We start from the raw sequence: 18,077 nt of genomic DNA, 5'->3' as shown, positions 1-18,077 counted from the left end.
TTGCCGTGATGTTCAGGGCACTTTTTAGTTGTGCTTCGGAGCGTCCGGCACCGCGTCGCGAACGCCCCTGCGTCCGCGTCTCCGCGTCGCCCGCCCTGCCCCGCCGATGCCTCATGCCGGTTGCCCTGACCTTGCGCGACCATAGCGGAAGTCGCATTCGGACGGCAGCGACATTAGGTCTCGATCAGCCACCTGACCTAGAGTGACCTTGCGTAAATTTCATCTTCGTTCGTCTTGCCGCCCTATGCGGAACCCACCATATTAACGCACGAACCCAACGGTGTGTTTGCGCGCCGGCAAAGGGGTTTAGAGTTTCTTGAAGGGGAACGACGATGTCCGATTATGATCGCAACGTCGCCGGGCGTTGGAACCCGTCGGTGGCACGCTCGCAGGCCGCGATCGACCAGGGGCTGCGTACGTACATGCTCAGCGTGTACAATTACATGGCGCTCGGCCTCGCCATCACGGGCGCGGCCGCGCTCGGCATCTACATGCTGTCCGTCACCACGGACCCGAGCCTCGCGGCCGGGCGGGTGGCCGGCGGCATCATGCTGACCCAGCTCGGCTACACGCTGTTCGTGAGCCCGCTGAAGTGGGTGGTGATGCTGGCCCCGCTCGCGGCGGTGTTCTTCCTCAGCTTCCGCGTGGAGCGCATGAGCGTCTCGGCGGCGCAGATCACCTTCTGGGTCTACGCGGCCCTGGTGGGTGTCTCGCTCTCCACTATCTTCCTCGTCTACACGCACGAAAGCATCGTGCGGGTTTTCTTCATCACCGCGGCCTCCTTCGGCGCGCTGAGCCTCTACGGCTACACCACGCAGAAGGACCTTTCGGGGATGGGCTCGTTCCTGATGATGGGCCTGTTCGGCATCATCATCGCCTCGCTGGTGAACATCTTCCTCGGCTCCTCGATGCTGCAGTTCATCGTGTCCGTGGTGGGCGTTCTGGTGTTCGCGGGCCTCACCGCCTACGACACACAGCGCATCAAGGAGATGTATTTCGAGGGCGACGACACCGCGGTGATGGGCAAGAAGGCCATCATGGGCGCGCTCACCCTCTACCTGGACTTCATCAACCTGTTCATGATGCTGCTCCAGCTCTTCGGCAACCGCAACAGCAACTGACGCTGCGTCTCACCGACGGATCTCTTGGAAACCCCGGCTCCGGCCGGGGTTTTCTTTTGCCCGCGTGACGGGCGGGCGTGGCCGCGCGGCAGCAGTGGAAAAGCGGAACGGGTGGTATAAGAGCAACGTGCCCGCGCCGGAGGAAGGCTCCGGCGGCGCGGGCGGCAGGGAGCGAGAGCGGCGCCGGGGCCTCCGGCGCGTTCAGGGCTCCCGGCGTCATGCGCAGCCAGTGGAATGAGGACCATGCCGATCCGCCCCGCCACCCCCGAAGACAGCCCCGCCATCGCCGCCATCTACGATGCCGCGGTGCTCGCCGGCACCGCCTCCTTCGAGATCGACCCGCCGGGGCCGGAGGAGATGGCGCGCCGCCAGCAGGCCATCATCGAGGCCGGCTATCCCTTCCTGGTGAAGGAAGAAGACGGCGCCGTGGTGGGCTATGCCTATGCCAGCGCCTTCCGGCCGCGCGTCGCCTATTGGAACACGGTGGAGAACTCGATCTACGTGGACGACCGGATGCATGGCCGCGGCATCGGCAAGGCCCTGCTCCAGGCGCTGCTCGAGGCCTGCGAGGCGCGCGACTTCCGGCAGATGGTGGCGGTGATCGGCGACAGCGGCAACACCGGCTCCATCGCCCTGCACCGGGCCTGCGGCTTCGCGCCCATCGGCATCCTGCCCGCCACCGGCTTCAAGCACGGCCGCTGGATCGACACGGTGCTGATGCAGCGCGCCCTCGGCCCCGGCGCCACCACGCTGCCGAGCCGCTGAGGCCGGCGGGCGCCTCTGGAACGGCCGCGAGGGGCGGGCCCCTCGCGGCGATGACGGCGCCTCAGCGGGTGATGAGTGTGCCCGCGCCGTGGTCGGTGAGCAGCTCCACCAGCACCGCGTGGGGCACCTTGCCGTCGAGGATGACGACACCCTCCACGCCCTTCTCCAGGGCGTAGATGCAGGTTTCCACCTTGGGGATCATGCCGCCGGAGATGGTGCCGTCGGCGATGAGGGCATGCGCCTCGGCGATGGTGAGGCGCGGGATGAGCTGCTTGTTCCGGTCGAGCACGCCCGGCACGTCGGTGAGCATCAGCAGGCGCTTGGCGCCCAGCGCGCCGGCGATGGCCCCGGCGAAGGTGTCGGCGTTGACGTTGTAGGTGCCGCCGTCCACCGCGGCCGCCACCGGCGCCAGCACCGGCACGAGGTCGCGGCCCAGGATCTGGTCCAGCACCATGGTGTCCACGGTGTCGGGCTCGCCCACGAACCCGAGGTCCACCACCTGCTCGATCTTGCTGTCGGGATCGACCACCACGCGGCTCGCCTTGCGGGCGCGCACCATGTTGCCGTCCTTGCCGCACAGGCCGATGGCCTTGCCGCCGGCCTCGTTGATGAAGCCGACGATCTGCTTGTTGATGGCGCCGGCGAGCACCATCTCGACGATCTCCACCGTGGCCTTGTCGGTGACGCGCAGGCCGGCGGCGAACTCGGACTTGATGCCGAGCTTCTGCAGCATGGCGCCGATCTGCGGGCCGCCGCCATGGACCACCACGGGGTTCACCCCCGCCTGCTCCAGCAGCACGATGTCGCTCGCGAAGTGGCGCGCCACGTCCTCGTCGCCCATGGCGTGGCCGCCATATTTCACCACGATGATGGTATCATCATAACGCTGCATGTGCGGCAGCGCCTTCGCCAGCACTTCGGCCTGGAGCTGCGCTTCCGCGATGGGGGACTGGACGGTCTCGGTCATGGAGATCTCGCTCAAGCAGGTCGGCCCGAGGGGCTTTGGGGGGAAGCAGCGCGCGTGGGCGCGGCGCCTCCCTCGAACGGCGCCGTCATAGCCCGTTCGCCGCCACCGGGGAAGGGCGCGGGCGCGTGTTGACATCCGACCAAAAAGGCATTTCACGGATCGCGGAAACGTGATGAGAAAGAGCCTCCGGCGCACCACAATCGGAGTGCGAAGAGCACGCCACCAAAGTGTTCCACCGCGCTCCGCCACAGGTCTCGACAGCCCGGCGGGCGCCGGGACCCACCCGTCCGGAGCGGGCACGCGCGGAAGACGTGCCGACGACGGGAGTGTCCCGACGACCACATTCGCCACGGCCGCCGCCGCGTCTCCCAAACCCAAGCATGCGCGCTCCCGAGCGGGCATCCCCAGGCAGAGTTCACCCATGTCCGCCCAGCAGCACCTGCCCCCGAAGGCGCCCCAGCCCGCGCTCCGCCTGCCGCCCCGCCGCCCGCACGATCTCTCGCGCCCGCTCATCGCGGTGCTGTTCGTGGTGTGCCTGGCCCTCGCCGCGATCCCGATCCTCACCCACCCCATCCCGCCTTTGTCAGACTATGTGAACCACCTGGCGCGGATGCACATCATCGCGACCCTGTCCCACGACCAGAACCTCGCGCGCTTCTATTCGCTGGACTGGTCGATCCTGCCCAACCTGATGATGGACATGGTGGTGCCGGTCATCGACCGCGTCACCAACATCTACGTGGCGGGCGAGATCTACACGCTCATGTGCTTCGCCCTCATCACGGGCGGCACGCTGACGCTCCACCGCGCCCTGTTCGGAAGCTGGTCGGCCCTGCCGCTGCTGGCCTTCCCGCTGCTGTACAACAGCATCTTCCTCATCGGCGTGATGAACTATTATTTCGGCATCGGCCTCGCCCTGTTCGCCCTGGCGTTCTGGAGCCTCCTGCGCGAGCGGCCGTGGCCGCTGCGCTTCATGGTGTCGGCCGCCTTCGTGGTGGTGCTGTTCTTCTGCCACCTGTTCGCGGCCGGCGTGTATGCGGTGGGCATCCTCTCGTTCGAGCTGGCGCGGCTGTTCGGGCGCCGCGGCACGCCGCTGGTGCCCCGGCTGGTGGATTTCGTCGCCTCCGGGCTGCCGTTCGCCATCATCATCCCCATGCTCATCGCCAGCCCCACCTGGGGCCTGTCGACACAGAACATCTGGGAGCCGCAGGGCAAGCTTCAGGGCATCGAGTTCGTCATCAACGTCTATTACGACATCGTGGCGTTCGTGCTCACGGCGGTGGTGGTGCTGGCGGCGGCGTGGGCCATCCAGCACCGGCTGCTGCGCACGCACCCGCTGCTGGTGCCGCTGCTGCTGGTGGCTGGCGCGGTCTATCTCGCCATGCCGCGCGTGGTGTTCGCCACCTACATGGCGGACCAGCGCTTCCCCATCGCCATCGCTTTCCTGGTGCTCGCGACCATCCAGGTGGACCTGCGCCACCGCCTCGCCCAGCGCGGCTTCGTGGTGGTGCTCATCGTGCTGCTGGCGGTCCGCGTGGCGGAGGTGCAGCTCGTGTGGGACCGGCTCAGCCAGTGGACCACCAATTTCCAGAAGTCCATCAGCCTCATCCACCCCGGTTCGCGGGTGCTGGTGGCCTATGCCGACGTCCAGGGCGGCAACGACCCGCGCGACCTCGGCCTCGTGCACGCGGCGTGCCTCGCCATCATCGAGCGTTCGAGCCTCGTCACCACCGCCTTCACGGTGAAGGGCAAGCAGATCCTGCGCGCCAACCTGCCCTATCGCGACCATGTGGACACCGAGGACGGCACGCCGCCCCAGATCGAGCAGCTCATGCTCACGGAAGACGAGTCCACCGCCGACGGCCCGCGTTATTGGGACCTGTGGCCCCAGCACTTCGACTATGTCTACGTGCTGTTCACCGAACGCGGCGCGCCCGATCCCGATCCGGACCGGCTGAAATTGATCTTTGAAGGCGAGCGGTTCCAGCTCTATCAGGTCATCCCGCCGAAGCCGGCGACCGCTCCCGCCGCCAGCAACTGAAGCTGGTCAACGCCCGCCGGCGTCATGCGCCAGTCTTGCGCATGTGCCATGGCGGGCCCTTTCCCGCCCCATCATCCATCGGAGCCGACATGGAATCCGTCCTCACCAACGCCCGCATCGTTCTCGACGACACCGTCATCGAGGGCACGCTGGTGGTGCGCGGCGGCACCATCGCCGCCGTGGAGGAAGGCCGGTCCCACCTGCCTCTGGCGGTGGACTGCGAGGGCGACATCCTCTGCCCCGGCCTCATCGACCTGCACACCGACGCGCTGGAAGGCCACTTCGTGCCGCGCCCCAAGGTGTTCTGGCCGGACCGGCGGGCCGCCGCCCTCGCCCATGACGGACAGGTGGTGGCGAGCGGCATCACCACCGTGTTCGACGCCATCTGCGCCGGCGGCTTCGACCAGGCGAAGGCCGAGCGGCGCGACCTTTTCACCCTCATGCTCGACGCGGTGGAGGAAAGCGCCGGCCTGTTCCGCGCCGACCACCGCATCCACCTGCGCTGCGAGATGACGGACCCCGGCCTGCTGGAGCTGGTGGCCCCGGCGCTGGAGCGGTCGCGGGTGACCCTCGCCTCCATCATGGACCACACGCCCGGCGCCCGGCAGTGGCGCAACGTGGAGAGCCTGCGCACCTTCCTGCTCGGCATCGGCAAGACCGCCGAGGAGGCCGAGGAGGAGATCGAGACCCGCTCCGCCCGCGGCCGCGCGGCGGTGGCCGAGAACCACGACCCGCTGGTCGCCATGCTGAGCGGGAAGCACATGGTGCGCGCCAGCCACGACGACACCACGCCGGAGCATGTGGAGCTGGCGCGGGCGGCGGGCTGCACCATCAGCGAGTTTCCCACCACCGTGGCCGCGGCCCGCGCCGCCCGCGCGGCGGGGCTCTCCACCATCGGCGGCGCGCCCAACGTGGTGCGCGGCGGCTCCCATTCTAACGGCGTCGCCATGAAGGACCTCGCCGCCGAGGGCCTGCTCGATGCCCTCGCCTCCGACTATGTGCCGGCGAGCCTGCTGCAGGCGGCGGTGGCGTTGCACCTGCGCCAGGGGCTCTCCCTGCCGCAGGCCCTCGGCCTCGTGACGCGCGCGCCAGCCCGCATGGCCGGGCTCGACGATCGCGGACGCATTGCGCCGGGCCTGCGGGCGGATCTCCTCCTGTTCCGCATGGTGGAGGACACGCCCGTGGTACGCCGGGTGCTGGCGGCCGGCGCGCGGGTGTTCTGACCACAGCTCCGGCGCAGGCATTCCCGCGCGCACCCACCTGCGGCAGCCGCCCTCGGCTTTCGCATCGACACGCTTCCTCGCGGGAAAACCGTTTCAGCCCAGGGGTCCGCGAGCATGCCTCGCGGGCGTTCAATCAAGTCCGCGCCGCGCCCGAGCGCAAGCCGCCCGGCGCCGTCAGAGGACCGGGCCGCGGGCCTTAAAAGGCCGGCGGCACCATGCCCACCGGGAAGCCGCCCAGGCGGAGGGTGCCGGACTTGAAGCTGAGCGCGAAGTTCACGCCCTGGCGCCCTTCCACCATGGCGGGCTTGCCCACCATCGCCAGCGCGCCCACCACGGGGGAAAGCTCACGCGGGATCACGCCGGCGCGGTCGAGCTGCTTCACGAGATCGTTGAGGCCGGCGAAGCCCAGGTCCAGCGTGCCGTTCAGGCGGCCCAGGGGATCGAGGGCGAGCTCGCCGCGCGCCGATGCCGCCATCTGCGGCGTGGTGACGGTGAGGCGGTCGAGCCGCGCCGTGCCCCCCGCCGCCGCCCACGCCTTGAGGCGCTGCGGCAGGGGCATGGGCCGCAGGTCCGCCGCCGCCGTCACGAGCCCCTGCAGGGCCACGTCCACCGGCCCGGCGCTGCCCGCCGCCGCGAGCACGGCGCTCTCCCCGCCGGTGATGCCGGCGGCATAGTCGAGCCCGTCCGGCCCCGCCGCGCCCGGCACCCGGCGCACATGGAACTCCGCGAGCCGCGCCGAGAGCAGCGCGCGCCCTGAACCATCGGCAGGCTCCTCCACGCGCGCGTCGCGCGCCAGCAGGGAGAAGCGCTGCGGCTGCCCGCCGAGATCGCCCACGCCGCTCATCTGCAGCAGGCCCCAGGTGGCGGTATAGGCGCGATGCGTCGTCCCCTCCTCCACCCGCGCCGGCGGAACGAACTCCGCCACGATGTGGTTCGGCGCCCAGACCTGCGCCACCGCGTGGGCCGACGCCGCGGTCACGCGGACCGGGTCGCCACCCTTGGTTTCCAGCGTCGGCGCCTGGCACGTCAACTCGAAGCGGAAGGGGAAGCCGCCGAGCCGCCGCTCGCCGCAGGACCACACGCGGCCGAGCCGCGCCTCCCGGTCCACCCAGGCGTCGATCTCGCGCTCGGCGCGGTTGGCGGCATAGACCCACGCCCCGCTCCAGGCCACGGCGAGCAGCACGACGAGCGCCACGAGCACGATCACGAACCACGGGCGAGAGCGCCTGGAGGGAGTTTCGGAGCTGGTCATGCGCGGCCTTTTCCCTGGTTTTCCCTCGTGGGGCGGATCGGGTGCGGGACGAATCGGCGCCGGCACGCTTGCGGCGGCGCTTCGCCGCTGTTAGGCGACGGCCGAGTGCATCTGTCAACGCCGAGGGCGCGCGCGTCGATCATGAGCGAGGAAACTGGCGCGGGCCACGACCACTGGGTCTTCGCCTACGGCTCCCTGATGTGGAACCCCGGCTTCGCCTTCGCGGAGCGGTGCGAGGCGCGCCTCATAGGCGCCCACCGGGCGCTGTGCGTCTACTCCTTCCACCATCGCGGCACGCCGGAGGCGCCGGGCCTGGTGCTGGGGCTGGAGCTCGGAGGCTCCTGCCGGGGCATCGCCTATCGGGTGGAGGCGCGGGACTGGACGCAGACCTACGCCTATCTCACGGAGCGGGAACAGATTTCCGGTGTCTACCGGGAGTGCGTGCGGCGGGTGCAGCTTCTGGACGGAAGCCGGCGCAACGCGCCGGCGGTGGCCTACCTCGTCAATCGCGCCCATGCGCAATATGCGGGCGGGCTGGACCTTCAGCAGCAGCTGGCGCTGGTCCAGCGCTCCCATGGCAAGTCCGGCCCCAATGCGGATTATGTGCTCGCCACCGTCGGCGCGCTCGACGAGCTGGGCCTCGCCGACCCCGGCCTCACCTGGATCGCCGGCCACCTGCGGCGGGAACACGGCGGGCTCAAGGGCCAGGCGGCGAAGGACACCGGCCCCGGCTGAGAACCCGCTGGCGCCTCACGCAACGGCGTCAGGCCGCATGCCGGCTCTGGAGCGCACAGGGGCGCACCACCACCGGCAGCCGCGCGGGGCGTTGCACGGCGGGCAGCGCGGGCGACGGGGCCAGCAGGCGCCGCAGGCCCGGCGCGGGCTCCTCGCCCAGCACATGGATATGGATCTCATCGGCATCGAGCCGCTCGGCCATGCGCCGCGCTTCTGCCCCGCTCGGTCCCGCCCACATGGCGAGCGAGCCGGCCGGCGTGCGGCGGGCGACGATGGCGACGGCATCCGGATAGTCGGGCGCCGCATCGACCGGATACACCGAAAACACGTGCCGCACGCCGTCTCCATCGCGCCAGAAGCGGTAGCGCGCACCGAGCACGCCGTGCTTCAGACCGGTGAGGCAACCGGCGTCGGTCAAGGGAATGAGGAGCGAATCAGTCGCGTTCATGGGAACGAAACTAGAACAGCCCAGAATCGCGATCAAGAGTTTTCCACAGAGGTGGACAACGGGGATGGCGCGGATGGCGGCAGCACCCCCTTGGGCGCCCGCGCGCCCAGCTCCTCCAGGCCCTGTGCAAGCAGGAGGTCGCTGGCGCCCTCGATGTCCGCCTCCAGCCGGCTCATGAACGCCGCGCGCCCCAGACCGGGCGGGATCGCCGGCAGGATGTCCACGCGGATGGTGCCGGCCCGCTTGGTGAGGGCGCGGCGCGGCCAGTAGAGGCCCGAATTGAGCGCCACCGGCAGGCACGGCACCCCGAGCGCCCCATAGAGATGCGCCACGCCGAACTTGTAGTCCGGCGGCGCGCCGGGCGGGCGGCGGGTGCCTTCGGGAAAGATGAGGATCTGCCGGCCGGCCTCCACCTCGCCGCGGGCGAAGCGGGTCATGGCCTTCAGCGCGCTCATGCCGCCGCTGCGGTCCACCGGGATCATCCGCGCCTTGGAGAGGTGCCAGCCCAGGACCGGGATGCGCATCAGTTCCTTCTTGAGCACGAAGGCGGCATCGGAGAACAGCGGCAGCAGCGCCAGCGTCTCCCAGGCCGACTGGTGCTTGGAGGCGATCAGCAGCGGGCCCTCGGGAATGTTGCCGCGCCCCGAGACCTCCATCCGCGTGCCGCAGATGACGCGCAGCAGGAAGGTGATGGTCCTGGCCCAGCCGAGCACCGCCCATTTCCAGTGGGTGCGGCGCGGCAGCAGTAGCAGCGGCACGAAGCCGACCGAATAGATCGCGGTCACCGCATAGAACGCGACCTGGAACACGAGCGAACGCAGCGCCGTCACCACCTCGGAAGCTCCCTCCCCGCCGAACGGTTCAATGCGCGGCGCGCGCCTCGGCGGAGACACGCGTGCGGGGAGCGTCGGGGCCGATCGTCTCGGCCACCGGCTGCACCGGGCGGATCTGCGCCCGCGCCATCATGTACTTCAGATATTCCTTGAAGAGCAGCTTCAAGGTGGCCGGATCGCGCCACCAGCGCTCCGTCTCCATGCGGGAGGTGACCACCGGGTAGGCCACGAGGTCCAAGTCGGGCAGCGAGTGGTTCAGCTCCACCAGGGCGCGCGGCATGTGCCAGGCGGAGGTGACCACCACCAGCGAGCGGAAGCCCTGGCTGCGCGCCCATTCCGCCGCCTCGATGGCGTTGCCGCGGGTGTTCAGCGCCCGATGGCCAAGGTCGATGCAGCAGGAAATGAGGGCCTCGCCATCCGGCAGGGTGCGGCTGAGCTCGCCGGGCGAGGTGACGGGATTGACTCCGGTGATGAGCAGCCGCCGGCCCCGTCCCTCCGCCAGCAGGTTCACCGCGTCGGCGATGCGGGAGGCGCCGCCGGTGAGCACCACGATGGCGTCGGCCGGGCGCACCTGCACCGGCTCGCGCACGGCGATCTGCGTGAGGAAGGCGAGGAAGCCCGCGAGCACCGCCAGCACGCACAGCCCCGCGAGCAGCAGCACGCCCTTGGCGAGCCGCCGCCACAGGGCACGCCGGCCGCGCGCGGGCGGGCGGGTGTCCGGCGCGGCATCCGGCCGCCGCTCCTCCGGCTGGTCCGAGGCGGTTTCCGACCGCTCCCGGCGCAGCGCGCGGGCGGCGGCGCCGGCCGGCAGCGTCAATTCGGTGGTCATGCTCATCGTCAAACCATGCGGACCGAATGCGGCGGCCCCGAGGACACTCCAGTACGACCCGGACGGGCCGTGAATTTCACTGGATCGTCCTCAAGGTTCGGTAAACGGTGACGCGCGAGGTGAAAGCGGTGGCGAACGCCACCACCGCCACCGCGCAGCCGATGCCCACAAAGCCCCACACGCCCGGATCGAGCCAGGCTAGGAAGCTCGGGTCTTCCGGATCGCCCGCCAGGGAAAAGCGCGGTGCCGCCACGATGGCGCCGAACACGGCCGCCGCCGCGCCGCCGCCGAGCAGCCCGCCCTGCGCCCCGATCTTCAGGAAGTGGCGCTGGAACTGGGCGGCGATGAAGCCGTCGCGCGCGCCCACGAAATGCAGCACCTCCACCACCGCGCGATTGGTGGCCACCGCCGCCCGCGTGGCGAACACCACCGAGAGCACGGTGGCGAGCCCCACCAGCGCCAGCAGCACGAGGCCGGTGAGCATCACCCCCTCGGCCATGGCGCCGAGGCGGCGCGACCACAGGCGGTGGTCGTCGAGGGTGGCGGTGGGGATGCGGTCGCTCAGGGTGCGGCGGAGCTTGGCGAAATCCACCGGCGTTCCGCCGTCGAGCTTCAGCACCACCACGCGCGGTACCGGCAGGTCGCCGAGGTCGAGCCCGGAGCCGAGCCAGGGTTCCAGCAAACGGCCCGTCTCCTCGGCTGAGAGGATGTGGGTCTCCGCGATGCCGGGGGTGGCGCGGGCGATCTCGGCGGCGAGCTGGACCTGGGCGTCGGTGGCCTTGGGCTCGCCGGCGCGGATCTGGATGGTCACCTCGCGCGTCACGTCGGCGCGCCACTGGCCGGCGGTGGTGCGCACGGCGAGCACGGCGCCGATGGTGAGCGAGGCGAGAAACGTCATGATGGCCACCACCGCCACCAGGGTGTGGCCGGCAATGGTGGCGCCGGGCACGATGGAGGACGAGCGGGGCCGCGCGGGCCGCGCCGCCTCCTCGGGCGCGGCGCCTGAGCCCTTGGAGCCATTGGGCGCGAGGGGGGCGGCTTCAGTCGTAGACATAGAGGCGACCGTCCGCGATCACGAGGCGCCGGGCGTCGTACTGGTCCATGAGCGCGATGTCATGGGTGGCCAGCAGCACGGACGTTCCGGTGCGGTTGAGCTCGATGAAGAGGCGCAGCAGGCGGCGCGCCAGGGTGGGGTCCACATTGCCGGTGGGCTCGTCGGCCAGCAGGAACTCGGGCCGGCCGATGAGGGCGCGGGCGATGGCCGCGCGCTGCTTCTCGCCACCGGAGAGCACCGGCGGCAGCACGTCCATGCGGTCGCCGAGGCCGACCCAGCCGAGCAGCTCCGTGACTTCCGCGCGGTAGCTCGCCTCCTCCCGCCCCAGCACGCGCAGCGGCAGCGCCACGTTCTCGTAGGTGGTGAGGTGGTCGAGCAGGCGAAAATCCTGGAACACGATGCCGATGCGCCGCCGCAGCACCGCCACCTCGTCCGGATCGAGGGAGGAGACATCGCGGCCGAACAGGGTGATGAGCCCGCGCGTCGGCTTCAGCGAGAGGAACAGGAGGCGCATCAGGGTGGTCTTGCCCGCGCCCGAGGGGCCGGTGAGGAACTGGAACGAACTGGGCGCGATGCCGAAGGAGACATCCTTCAGCACTTCCGGCCCCATCCCGTATCTCAGACCGACATTCTCGAATCGGACCAGATGTTCCACCCTTCCTCCGAATCGTCCGCTTGCGTTGATCCGCAAGCATAAACGATGCGGGCCGCCCCGCCCACCTCGGGCCGGCCCCGCTCTGGACGGGCGCGGGCATCCGGTCCATGCTCCGGCAAGTTGAGCGAGGACCCATGCCCCTGCCGAATATCTCCGTGCTGTTCGACCAAAGCCGCATCTCCGCCCGCGTCGGCGCCCTGGCGGGCGAGATCGCGGGGGAAGAGCCGCACAACCTGATCGCCGTGGTGGTGATGAACGGCGCCTTCATGTTCTCCGCCGACCTGCTGCGCGCGCTCCACGCTTCGGGGATCACGCCGGAGGTGGAGTTCATGCAGCTTTCCTCCTACCGCGAGGCCACGGTCTCCTGCGGGCAGGTGGACATCCTCTCCGACGTGCGCTCCGACGTGCGCGGCCGCGACGTGCTGCTCATCGACGACATATTGGAATCCGGCCGCACGCTGGCGTTCGCGAAGGACCTGCTGATGGCGCGTGGCGCCCGGCGGGTGCTGGTGTGCGTGCTGCTGGAGAAGCCCGGCAAGCGGGCGGTGCAGGTGCACCCCGATTTCGTGGGCTTCACCTGCCCCGACCTGTTCGTGGTGGGCTACGGCATGGACGTGGCCCACGCCTTCCGCCAATTGCCCTTCATCGGCCATATCGTCGGCCTCGCCTGAACCGGCCCCGAAACGCCAGGGACGCCCGCGATTGCCTCGCGGACGTCCCCTCGTCATGGCCGGCGCGAGCCCTCCGCTCCACGCCGGCCCGCGACTTCCGCCGCCCTGGCCTCAGGGCTTCACCACCTCGGCGGTGGGGTGCGGCGTGGCATCGGTCTCGGGCGGCAGCACCGGCAGCACCACCGGCGGCACCTTGCCGGTGAGCGAGCCGAGGAAGGCCACGATCAGCTTCACCTCGCCGTCGTTCAGCTCCTGGCCCAGCTGGGAGCTGCCCATGATGGCCACCGCCTGGCCGAGATCCCACACCTTTCCGGAGTGGAAATAGGGCCGGGTGACCGCCACGTTCCGCAGCGGCGCGGCGCGGTAGACATATTCGTCGTCCGCCGTCTTGGTCACGGCGAAGCGGCCCTTGTCGTTGGGCGGCAGGATGTCGGCGCCGGGCTTCTCCACCACGCCGAAGGGGTAGTAGCCGTGGCCGCCCACGTTGACCCCCGAATGGCAGGCCGAGCAGCCCTTGTCCATGAACAGGGCGAGGCCCTTCTTCTGGTCGGCGGTCAGCGCGTCGTCGTCGCCGTTCAGCCAGGCGTCGAAGGGCGCGGGGGTGATGAGGGTGGCCTCATAGGCCTCGATGGCCTTGGCCATGTTGTCGAAGGTCACCGGGTCCTGCTCGCCGGGGAAGGCGGTCTTGAAGGCCTCCACGTAGGGCGGCATGCTCTTCAGCGTCTTCACCACGTTGTCGGGCGTGTTGGCCATCTCGACGCTGGCCTGGATGGGGCCCTTGGCCTGGGCCTTCAGGTCTTCCGCGCGCCCGTCCCAGAACTGGGCCTCGTTCAGCACCGAGTTGAACACGGTGGGCGAATTGCGCGGGCCGCGCTGCCAGCCGTGGCCGATGGAGGTTTCCAGGTTGTCGTCGCCGCCGGTGGCGAGGTTGTGGCACGAATTGCAGCTGAACACGCCGGAGGCGGACAGTCTGGGATCGAAGAACAGCTCCTTGCCGAGCTCGATCTTCTGGGGCGTGATCTTGTTGCCCTTCACCGCCGGAATGGTGGACGGCAGGGGCTTGAACACCTCGAGCGCCTGGGTGCGCAGGTCGTCGGCAGCGGCCGCCGGCAAGGCCGGCGCGCCCGCCATGAGGCCCGCCGCCAGGCCGGCCAAGAGCATTCGTCTCATCGTCGTCTCCCCCGCAGGATGATGCGCGGAGGCTAGCGAGAAGCGTTCGCAACTCGGTTGATTTATATCAATTCCAGACTGCGACGAATGCTTGCACCTCGCTTGAAATAGAGCGCGAGATAAGGTTTTTTCCTCCATATCGATCGTGCATGCAAAGCATCAGATCCCCCATCCCGCGCAATAAGATGAACAGGAAAGGGGATCAGCTTCCGAAAGGTCTTATCTATTGCTACGTGAGAAGCGATAGATTTTCTTGAAGCCGCGCCGCGGATGCCGGATCGTCCGCCTTCAGCCCGAATTGCGCAAGCCGGCGGAGATGCCGTTGATGGAGAGCTGGATGCCGTGCAGCACCTCCTCGCGCGCCGCCTCGTCCCCTGCCGCGCCCTGCCGCCGGTGAAGCTTCAGGAACTCGATCTGCAGATGGTTGAGCGGGTCGAGATAGGGAAAGCGGGCGCGGATGGAGCGGTCGAGGGCGGGGTTGCCCTCCAGGAGCCGGCCCTGGCCCATGATGGCATTGAGATGGCCCACCGTGCGCCCGTGCTCGGCGCGGATGCGGCCGAAGATCTCCTCGCGCAGGCGCGCATCCGCCACCAGCTCCGCATAGCGCGAGGCCACCGCCAGGGAGCTCTTGGAGAGCACCATGTCCATGTTGGAGAGCTGGGTGCGGAAGAAGGGCCACTCCTTGTACATGGCCCTGAGCAGCGGGAGCCCGGCGTGGCCGCGGCGGGCCAGGAACGCTTCCACCGCCGTGCCGAAGCCGTACCAGCCCGGCAGCATCAAGCGGCACTGCGCCCACGAGAACACCCAGGGGATGGCCCGAAGCGCGGTGATGGCCCGCGTCCCCGCCCGCGACGCCGGGCGCGAGCCGATGTTCAGGGTGGCGATCTCGGAGATGACCGTGGACGACCAGAAATAGTCCTCGAACCCCTCGGTCTCGTAGACGAGGCCGCGATAGGCGCGAAACGCGGCGTCGGAGATCTCGGCCATGGCGTCCAGGAACTCCGCCCGCGGCGCGCTCTCGCGCGGCTGGAGCAGGGACGCCTCCAGGGTGGCCGCCACCAGGATCTCCAGGTTGCGCCGGCCCACATCGGGGTGGGAATATTTGGAGGAGATGATCTCGCCCTGCTCGGTGATGCGGATCCGCCCGTCCACCGCCCCGCCCGGCTGGGCGAGGATGGCATCGTAGCTCGGCCCCCCGCCGCGCCCCACCGAGCCGCCGCGCCCGTGGAACAGCCGCAGCCGCACCCCATGGGCCCGGAACACGCCGACGAGCCCGATCTCCGCCTTGTACAGCTCCCAGCCGGAGGTGACGAAGCCGCCATCCTTGTTGCTGTCGGAATAGCCGAGCATCACCTCCTGCTCGCCGCCCCGGCTCGCCACCAGCCGCGCGTAGGCGGGCAGCGAAAGCGCCCGGTCCATCACGCCGGCGCAGGCCTTCAGGTCGTCGATGGTCTCGAACAGGGGCACGATGTCGAGCGCGCTCGCCCCCTCGGCGGTGACCAGCCCCACCTCCTTCAGCAGCAGCGCCACCTCCAGAAGATCGGAGACGCTCTCCGCCTTGGAGATGATGCAATGGGGAATGGCGCGCGGCCCCAGCCCCCGGTGCGCAGCCGCCGCCTCGCGGAAGATGGCGAGCTCGGAGCGCGTCTCATCCGAATAGGCCACGAAGGGGGAGGACAGGAGCCGCGCGGTGGCAAGCTCCCGCGCCAGCAGCGCCACCCGCGCTTCCTCGTCGAGCCCCGCATAGCCGGTGCCGGGGGCCACCTTCTCGAACAGCTCGGCCACCGTGCGCGCGTGCACCTCGGAATTCTGCCTGAGATCCAGGCAGGCGAGGTGGAAGCCGAAGCCCTCCACCGCCTGCCTCAGGCGCCGCAGCCGGCCCCGCGCCAGGATGCGCGAGCCGTGGGCGCACAGGGAGCGGTGGACGATGTCGAGGTCGGCCTTGAGCGCCGCCGCATCGGCATAGGGCTCGCCCTCCGGCGCGGCGCCGCCGAGGTGGCGGCGGGTCGCCTCCACCCGCGCCAGCATATGGGACACCACCAGCCGATAGGGCTCGCCCCGGTGGCTCGACACCGGATCGGCCGAGCGGGCGGCAAGGGCGGCAAGCTCGGGCGAGACCGCCACCTGCCGGCCCGAAAGGGACAGCTCCGAGCCCAGCGCCCGAAGCTCTGCCGCGTAATGCGCGAGGATGCGCTCGCGGTGGAGCCGCACCGTCTCCCGCAGCACCTCGGCGGTGACGAAGGGATTGCCGTCGCGGTCGCCGCCGATCCAGCTCCCCATGCGCAGGAACGGCGGCAGGCCGGGCGCCTCCTCCGCGCCCGATGCGGCGGCGAGCGCATCCTCCACCGCGCAGTGCAGGCGCGGAAGCTGGTCGAGGAAGGTGTAGTCGTAATAGGAGAGGCCGTTGTTCACCTCGTCGATGACGGTGAGCTTGATCCGCCGCAGCAGCGCTGTCTGCCACAGGGTGAGCACGGCGCGGCGCAGGGCCTCCTCGCTCTCCTCCCGCTCCTGCGGGGTCAGGGCGATGCGCTCGCTCCGGTCGAGCAGCTCGGCGATCTCCATCTCGCGGTTCAGGGTGCTCTTGCGCCGCACCTCGGTGGGATGGGCGGTGAGCACGGGGCTGATGCCGGCGCCGGCGAAGAAGCGCGCGAGCACCGCCGGCTTCAGCCCCGCCTCCCGCGCCAGGGCGAAGCTGCGGGCGAGGCTTCCCGGCGCGGGCGGCGCGCCGGCGATGGCGGCCGCGCGGGCGCGGCGCAGGTGGTGCTCGTCCTCGGCAAGATTGGCGAGGTGGGAGAAATAGGAGAAGGCACGGATGATCTCCACCGCCCGCTCCGGGGAAAGGCGCGGCAGCAGCGCCTCCAGTTCCTGGCGGGCCTCGTCCTCGCCGTCGCGGTGGAAGCGGAGGGAGGTCTGGCGGATGCGCTCCACCAGGTCGAACACCTCCTCGCCCTCCTGGGCCCGCACCGTGTCGCCCAGCAGCCGCCCCAGGAGGCGGATGTCCGCCTTCAGCGGCGCGTCGTCGGGCGTCTCAAGGCCGTCCGCGATCTCACCCGCCCCGTTCACCGGCGTCATCGTGTTCATCTCTCCACGCCCCGTCTGCGGCCCGGGCCGCCGCGCTTCGTGGCAAGGCGGCGGCCCGGGCATCGCGCTGAAGCGGTTTCGAGACGCGGTCGGCCGCCGCGGCCCCCGAAATCGCGAGGAAGCCCACCTTAGTGTTTCGGAAATTCGCCGCCGGGGAAAGGGTGGCCCGGCGCCTCAGCGCTCCGGGACCGCCGCCTGCTCCAGCACGGCGCGGGCCGAGCCGAGCAGGAGGCCGAACGCGGCGGCGAAGAAATCGGCCAGCGCCTCCTCTCCGCGCGGCGCAAGGCGCCCTGCGCCGGCCCCGCCGTCCCGCGCCACCAGATCGCGCGCCTGCGCGTCCTTCAGAAGCTGCAGCACATGGGCCCGCGAGACATGGAACCGCCGCGCCAGATCGGCGATGGAGGGCGGCTCGGCGCCTTCCCTCCCGGCCACCAGCAGCGCCAGCAGCACCATCAGCCCGCTGTCGCGGTCGGCGATGTCGGCGATGAGGGGCGCATGGTCCAGCACCCGGTAGCCGGACCGGAAGGCATCGCCGAAGGCAATGATGACGGCATCGAACACGGTGCGGTCGGACAGCCGGGCGGCGAGTTCCGCCACCCGCGGGTCGAGCATGGCGATGGCGCCGTACTGCATCTGCCAGCGCTCCAGCTGCAGGGCCACCATGCGCGCGGTGGGCTCCAGCGGCTTGGCGCGCCGGTCGCCCTCGGCCGCCGCCGGCGCGAGGTAGCCGCCCCAGCGCAGCAGCGCCAGCATCGCCTTGGCCCGGCCCCGGCTGCACACCCCGGTCTCCGCCGCGAGCGCCGCCATGCGGCTCACGGTCAGGCCCCCGCCTTCCCGCTCGGGCAGGGCATGGAGATAAAGCGAGAAGAAGCCGAACAGCAGGCGCCCGCGGTCGTTGAGCACGCGGTTGAGCAGGCGGTTGCCGCTGTAGAGGCTCACCAGCGCGGCGGCGCTCTGCGCCATGGCCTGCGCGAAGGCCGGATGCGCCTTGATGCGCGCACGCGCCGCGCCGCTCACCGATTCGGCAAGCCATGCGGGTGCCGCGCGTCCCCCGCCGCCCGTGTCGTACGCCCCACTCACGATCGCCCCCGAACGGCGGACCCCCGCCGCCTCGCCAAGCAGGACCCTAGCGGCTTTTGCCGCGGTGCGGGAGGTATCGGCGGTGGAAAGAGGTCAAGTTTCGTCATTGAAAGCGCAGGAGGTGCCGCCTAGAGCATTGCCCCGCTTCCATG

General features: G+C 70.2%; 16 protein-coding genes. 6 read left to right on the top strand and 10 right to left on the bottom strand.

The window, feature by feature from the left end; genetic code table 11:
* Positions 1 to 332 precede the first annotated feature (332 nt).
* Both V5F75_RS06210 and V5F75_RS06205 read left to right on the top strand, forming a co-directional pair.
* A complete protein-coding gene (locus tag V5F75_RS06210; protein WP_394033589.1) occupies positions 333 to 1,121 on the top strand; it encodes a Bax inhibitor-1/YccA family protein in 789 nt (262 codons plus the stop codon).
* 234 nt (positions 1,122 to 1,355) lie between these two features.
* Positions 1,356 to 1,886, top strand: a complete 531-nt coding sequence (locus V5F75_RS06205) for a GNAT family N-acetyltransferase (RefSeq protein ID WP_394033588.1) — start codon at positions 1,356 to 1,358, stop codon at positions 1,884 to 1,886.
* Positions 1,887 to 1,947: 61 nt separating this feature from the next.
* Here the strand turns inward: V5F75_RS06205 and argB are convergent, their stop codons facing one another.
* The gene (gene argB, locus V5F75_RS06200) at positions 1,948 to 2,853 is read right to left on the bottom strand and encodes an acetylglutamate kinase (RefSeq protein WP_394033587.1); all 906 of its coding nucleotides are present in this window, start codon (positions 2,851 to 2,853) and stop codon (positions 1,948 to 1,950) included.
* Between the two features lie 421 nt (positions 2,854 to 3,274).
* Between argB and V5F75_RS06195 the strand changes: the two genes are divergently transcribed.
* Together V5F75_RS06195 and V5F75_RS06190 are read left to right on the top strand one after the other, a co-directional pair.
* Positions 3,275 to 4,894 (top strand): hypothetical protein, encoded by a 1,620-nt coding sequence (locus V5F75_RS06195; protein WP_394033586.1) that lies wholly within the window; start codon positions 3,275 to 3,277, stop codon positions 4,892 to 4,894.
* A gap of 89 nt (positions 4,895 to 4,983) precedes the next feature.
* Entirely contained in the window at positions 4,984 to 6,117 is a 1,134-nt protein-coding gene (locus V5F75_RS06190) for an alpha-D-ribose 1-methylphosphonate 5-triphosphate diphosphatase (RefSeq protein WP_394033585.1), read from the top strand.
* 196 nt (positions 6,118 to 6,313) lie between these two features.
* Here V5F75_RS06190 and V5F75_RS06185 read toward each other — a convergent pair whose 3' ends face one another.
* On the bottom strand, positions 6,314 to 7,369 hold the full coding sequence (locus V5F75_RS06185) for a DUF2125 domain-containing protein (protein WP_394033584.1): 1,056 nt from the start codon (positions 7,367 to 7,369) through the stop codon (positions 6,314 to 6,316).
* Positions 7,370 to 7,510: 141 nt separating this feature from the next.
* On the opposite strand from V5F75_RS06185, the gene V5F75_RS06180 reads away from it, so the two are divergent.
* Positions 7,511 to 8,104 (top strand): gamma-glutamylcyclotransferase, encoded by a 594-nt coding sequence (locus V5F75_RS06180; RefSeq protein WP_394033583.1) that lies wholly within the window; start codon positions 7,511 to 7,513, stop codon positions 8,102 to 8,104.
* A gap of 28 nt (positions 8,105 to 8,132) precedes the next feature.
* Here V5F75_RS06180 and V5F75_RS06175 read toward each other — a convergent pair whose 3' ends face one another.
* From V5F75_RS06175 to ftsE, 5 genes are all read right to left on the bottom strand, one after another.
* Positions 8,133 to 8,588 carry a hypothetical protein gene (locus V5F75_RS06175; protein ID WP_394033582.1) on the bottom strand — a complete coding sequence of 152 codons (456 nt, stop codon included), beginning with the start codon at positions 8,586 to 8,588 and terminating at the stop codon, positions 8,133 to 8,135.
* Positions 8,585 to 9,382, bottom strand: coding sequence for a lysophospholipid acyltransferase family protein (locus V5F75_RS06170; RefSeq protein ID WP_394033581.1), 798 nt, complete (start codon positions 9,380 to 9,382; stop codon positions 8,585 to 8,587). Before V5F75_RS06170 ends, V5F75_RS06175 begins: the two co-directional genes overlap by 4 nt.
* 31 nt (positions 9,383 to 9,413) lie before the next feature.
* Positions 9,414 to 10,214 carry a YdcF family protein gene (locus tag V5F75_RS06165; RefSeq protein WP_394092759.1) on the bottom strand — a complete coding sequence of 267 codons (801 nt, stop codon included), beginning with the start codon at positions 10,212 to 10,214 and terminating at the stop codon, positions 9,414 to 9,416.
* A gap of 76 nt (positions 10,215 to 10,290) precedes the next feature.
* Complete coding sequence (locus V5F75_RS06160) at positions 10,291 to 11,268, bottom strand: cell division protein FtsX (protein WP_394033579.1); 978 nt, start codon at positions 11,266 to 11,268, stop codon at positions 10,291 to 10,293.
* Positions 11,255 to 11,914, bottom strand: a complete 660-nt coding sequence (gene ftsE, locus V5F75_RS06155; protein ID WP_394033658.1) for a cell division ATP-binding protein FtsE — start codon at positions 11,912 to 11,914, stop codon at positions 11,255 to 11,257. The genes V5F75_RS06160 and ftsE overlap by 14 nt, the downstream gene beginning before the upstream one ends.
* 143 nt (positions 11,915 to 12,057) lie before the next feature.
* On the opposite strand from ftsE, the gene hpt reads away from it, so the two are divergent.
* A complete protein-coding gene (hpt, locus tag V5F75_RS06150; protein ID WP_394033578.1) occupies positions 12,058 to 12,594 on the top strand; it encodes a hypoxanthine phosphoribosyltransferase in 537 nt (178 codons plus the stop codon).
* A 111-nt stretch (positions 12,595 to 12,705) separates the two neighbouring features.
* Here hpt and V5F75_RS06145 read toward each other — a convergent pair whose 3' ends face one another.
* The 3 genes from V5F75_RS06145 to V5F75_RS06135 all read right to left on the bottom strand — a co-directional run bounded on the left by V5F75_RS06145 (position 12,706) and on the right by V5F75_RS06135 (position 17,925).
* A complete protein-coding gene (locus tag V5F75_RS06145; RefSeq protein ID WP_394033577.1) occupies positions 12,706 to 13,755 on the bottom strand; it encodes a cytochrome-c peroxidase in 1,050 nt (349 codons plus the stop codon).
* A 297-nt stretch (positions 13,756 to 14,052) separates the two neighbouring features.
* Positions 14,053 to 16,845, bottom strand: a complete 2,793-nt coding sequence (gene ppc / locus V5F75_RS06140) for a phosphoenolpyruvate carboxylase (protein ID WP_394033576.1) — start codon at positions 16,843 to 16,845, stop codon at positions 14,053 to 14,055.
* A gap of 174 nt (positions 16,846 to 17,019) precedes the next feature.
* The gene (locus V5F75_RS06135; RefSeq protein ID WP_394033575.1) at positions 17,020 to 17,925 is read right to left on the bottom strand and encodes a hypothetical protein; all 906 of its coding nucleotides are present in this window, start codon (positions 17,923 to 17,925) and stop codon (positions 17,020 to 17,022) included.
* Between the last annotated feature and the right edge of the window lie 152 nt (positions 17,926 to 18,077).

It is taken from the genome of Xanthobacter albus, from assembly GCF_043194895.2.
Taxonomy (GTDB): domain Bacteria; phylum Pseudomonadota; class Alphaproteobacteria; order Rhizobiales; family Xanthobacteraceae; genus Xanthobacter.
The sequence above is the reverse complement of the archived record's forward strand: the minus strand, read 5'-3'. Positions and strand labels throughout refer to the sequence as shown.